This window comes from Clostridium tarantellae (assembly GCF_009295725.1).
In the GTDB taxonomy this organism is placed as follows: Bacteria; Bacillota; Clostridia; order Clostridiales; family Clostridiaceae; genus Sarcina; species Sarcina tarantellae.
In genome coordinates, this window is sequence record NZ_WHJC01000310.1 from 1 (window position 1) to 3760 (window position 3760).

The window sequence follows — 3760 nt, forward strand, 5'->3', positions numbered from 1 at the left end:
TGAACAAGTTATATTACATTTAGATACATTGATTTTGGACAAGGGAGCACTTAAAAAACTCTGTTATTTTATACAGTAGTACTTCCCCATAAGATATTAGCAGTTAAGCAATAAAATTTATATAAATTAAAGATTTTCTTTTAAAATTTTAGAAAAATGTTGTAAATTATCTTCAGAGTAACTTTTAATTAAATTACGCTTTCCATTTATCCATTTAAAAAGAGTATAGTTTTGCTCAGTTTTTATTTGAGCTTTATTAAAATCAAAGCCAGGAGACATATCAAAGGTAAATAATATTCCTTTTTCTATTTTTTCTCCTAATATGAAACCAGCATAAAGACTTTCAGGAGTTATTTCTGGCTTAGGAAATTTTATTATTATTAATTTTTTAGAGATATCTAAATTTTCTATAGAAATTAATAAATTTTCTTTTTTTTCTTTTCCATATTTTAAATGCATTTTATTCCACATACTATTTAATGTTTCATTTACTTTTTCACTGTTAAAATATTTATTTGGATTATCATTGCTTACTAAATCTGCTAATAAGTAATTAGTAAATAAATAATTTATTGATTGCATATGTAATTTCTCCTTTAATATATAAGTATATTCTTTAACTCATATTTACAATATTCTTTTTTGAAAATAATAGTGTATTACATTATAATTTTCTTTAGGAATATTTTAAATTGTTAAATAAAATAATATTAAAATATTCAATAAAATTATATAATACTTTTATTAAAAAATCTATATATTAATAAAAGTAGATCTTTTAATATAGAATTAAAAGAAATAAGCACCGTAATTCACAACATAGATAGCAGTGATTTACGGTGCTATTCTATAAAATTTAATAGTATTTTTAAAAGAGTAATCTATAAATAGTAGTGGTTATAAAGCAAGTTGAAAAAGCTATTAAAGTTGGCAATAAGAATGATATAAAAGTCCATTTTATACTTTGAGTTTCTTTTTTTATAGTTAATAGGGTAGTAGAACAAGGCCAATGTAAAAGACTAAAAATCATAGTGTTTAGGGCTGTTAAAATAGTCCAATTATTAGTTAATAATATATTTTGTAAAGAGTCTAAACTTGAAAAATCAGTTAAGGAGCCTGTTGCTAAATAGCCCATTAATAGTACAGGTAGAACAATTTCATTAGCTGGAAGACCTACAATAAAAGCCATTAATATAAATCCATCAAGTCCTATGAGTGAGCCTAGTGGTTGAAGAAAGTTAGCAATATGACTTATAATACTTAAATCTCCAATATAAATATTAGCTAAAAGCCAAGTAATAGCACCAGCAGGGGCAGCGACGATAATAGCTCTATATAAAACAAATAAAGTTCTATCTACTAAAGAAGAGTAAATAATTCTACCTACTTTAGGTTTTCTATAAGGTGGTAACTCTAAAGTAAAAGTGGAAGGGGAACCTTTAAGTAAAGTTTTAGATAATAAGTAAGATATAAGTAAGGTTATAAAAATTCCAAAAACAATTAATAAAGATACAGAAATAGTAGGTATAATTGAATTTAAAAAACTATTAGCTGTAGTGGCAAAAAATATAGTTGAAATTGCAATCAATGTAGGAAATCTACCATTACAAGGAACGAAATTATTAGTTATTATGGCAATTAATCTTTCACGTGGAGAATCTATAATTCTACAGCCAATAACACCAGCAGCATTACAACCAAATCCCATACACATTGATAAACATTGTTTTCCGTGAGCACAAGCTTTTTTAAATAAATGATCTAAGTTAAAAGCTATCCTAGGAAGATAACCTAAGTCCTCTAAAAGAGTAAATAAAGGAAAAAATATAGCCATAGGTGGAAGCATTACAGCAATAACCCAAGCTAAAGTTCTATATAGTCCTAATACTAAAATACCTTGTAACCAATAAGGTGCATTTAAATTTTGCAAAAAATTAATTAAAACATCTTCAAAACCAAATAAAATATTTGATAAAAATTGAGATGGATAATTTGCTCCTTGAATGGTTAACCAAAAAATAATACCTAATAAAAGTAACATAATAGGAATGCCATATTTTTTTGATGTTAAAACATCATCTATTTTTTTATCTCTATTAATTTTCTTTTTATTTTCTTTAACACAATTATCTTTTAAAAGTTTTGCTTGTTTATATATACATTCAGAAATTTCTTCTCTTAAGTATGTTTTGTTAATATTATTACATATAGATTTTTGAATATTAAGGGCAACAGAAGAATTAAATTTATCATTAAGTTCATCTAATTTTTTAAATACAGAAACATCACTATCTAAAATTCTTAAAGAAATCCATCTTTTATTTATGACATTAAATTTATATAGTTCATTAGAAATATTATTAATTAAAGTTTCTATTTTAGGGGTATATTTAATAGGTTTAGGATTTGTTTTTTTATTATTAATAACTATATTTTCCATTTCAGATTTTAATGTTTCCATACCAGTTCCATTACTTGCAGATGTTAAAACTAAAGGAATACCTAAAGATTTTTCTAAACAATCTTTATCTATAATTATTTCTTTTTTTTCAGCTTCATCAATTAAATTTATACATCCTATTACATTAGAATTTAACTCTATAATTTGATATATTAAATTTAAATTTCTTTCTAAGCAAGTGGCATCAGCTACAACAACAATAGCATCATAATTTCCATAACATATGAAATCTCTTGCAATTTCTTCATCTATAGAAGATGATAAAAGAGAATAAGTACCAGGTAAATCAACAAGAACATAATTATTGCTGTTATACTGAAATTCCCCTTTAGTATTAACAACAGTTTTACCTGGCCAGTTGCCCGTATGTTGGTGAAGACCTGTTAAATAATTAAATACTGTACTTTTGCCAGTATTAGGGTTACCAGCTAAAGCAATAACATATTGTCCTTCTTTTTTTCTAATATTAAAAATATCTTTCATTGCACTAATTTTAGTTGATTGAGATGTTAAACCCATTTTTATCCTCCTATAATATTAATTTAAATAATATCTACAAGTATTAAAGAAGCTTCTTCTTTTCTAAGGGCAATCATAGCACCTCTAATTTTATATAAAGTTAAATTGTTTTTAGGTCCTTTTCTTAAAATTTCTATTATAGCACCCTTAGTTACTCCTAAAGCTAATAATCTTTCTTTTAAAGAAGATTTAGCTTTATTTTCTTTTACAATTGCTAAAGAACCCACTTTTATATCACATAGTAATTCCATAGTATAAACCTCCTAGTTTAATATACTTTGTTAGCCTAGGCTAACTTATTTTAATATTATAGTATGATAATATATATAAATTTGTTATTCTAAAAATTAAATAAGTATTAAAAGTTAAATTTCATAGTATATTATAAAGAGTAATTAGTTATAAGGTGGAGATAATTATGAATGAAGATTTCTATACATTTAGTACCTATATAAAAAATGAGGATAATATAATAACTGCATCTATGGAAGATTACATAGAAATGATTTATAGATTATCAAATGGAGAAGGGGTAACAAGAGTAAGTTCTTTATCTCAAGCTTTAAATGTGCAAGCTCCATCAACTTCAAAAATGATGAAGAAATTATCTGAACTAGGTATGGTAAATTATGAACCCTATGGATATATAGAGCTTACAAATTTAGGTAATAATTATGGCGTTTTTCTTATGAATAGACATAAAACAATAGAAAAGTTTTTTAGTTTTTTAGGTGTAAAACATAGTATTTTAGAAACTACGGAAAAAATAGAACATTTAAT

Annotated in this window: 4 protein-coding genes; 1 reads left to right on the plus strand and 3 read right to left on the minus strand. The window is 24.5% G+C overall.

Features of this window, described 5'->3' with window-relative positions; all coding sequences use genetic code 11:
• Nucleotides 1-126: 126 nt before the first annotated feature.
• The 3 genes from GBZ86_RS13600 to GBZ86_RS13610 all read right to left on the minus strand — a co-directional run bounded on the left by GBZ86_RS13600 (nucleotide 127) and on the right by GBZ86_RS13610 (nucleotide 3231).
• Complete coding sequence (locus tag GBZ86_RS13600; protein WP_152891524.1) at nucleotides 127-582, minus strand: hypothetical protein; 456 nt, start codon at nucleotides 580-582, stop codon at nucleotides 127-129.
• Nucleotides 583-868: 286 nt separating this feature from the next.
• Nucleotides 869-2980, minus strand: a complete 2112-nt coding sequence (gene feoB / locus GBZ86_RS13605) for a ferrous iron transport protein B (RefSeq protein ID WP_152891526.1) — start codon at nucleotides 2978-2980, stop codon at nucleotides 869-871.
• A gap of 23 nt (nucleotides 2981-3003) precedes the next feature.
• Nucleotides 3004-3231, minus strand: coding sequence for a FeoA family protein (locus GBZ86_RS13610; RefSeq protein WP_152891528.1), 228 nt, complete (start codon nucleotides 3229-3231; stop codon nucleotides 3004-3006).
• Between the two features lie 167 nt (nucleotides 3232-3398).
• On the opposite strand from GBZ86_RS13610, the gene GBZ86_RS13615 reads away from it, so the two are divergent.
• Nucleotides 3399-3760: metal-dependent transcriptional regulator (locus GBZ86_RS13615; protein ID WP_152891529.1), on the plus strand; the 362-nt coding region annotated here is incomplete at its 3' end.

Excerpts from the sequence above, each read along its gene's own strand:
- GBZ86_RS13600 (WP_152891524.1), bottom strand. The coding sequence starts at position 582 with ATGCAATCAATAAATTATTTATTTACTAATTACTTATTAGCAGATTTA.
- feoB (WP_152891526.1), bottom strand. The coding sequence starts at position 2,980 with ATGGGTTTAACATCTCAATCAACTAAAATTAGTGCAATGAAAGATATT.
- GBZ86_RS13610 (WP_152891528.1), bottom strand. The coding sequence starts at position 3,231 with ATGGAATTACTATGTGATATAAAAGTGGGTTCTTTAGCAATTGTAAAA.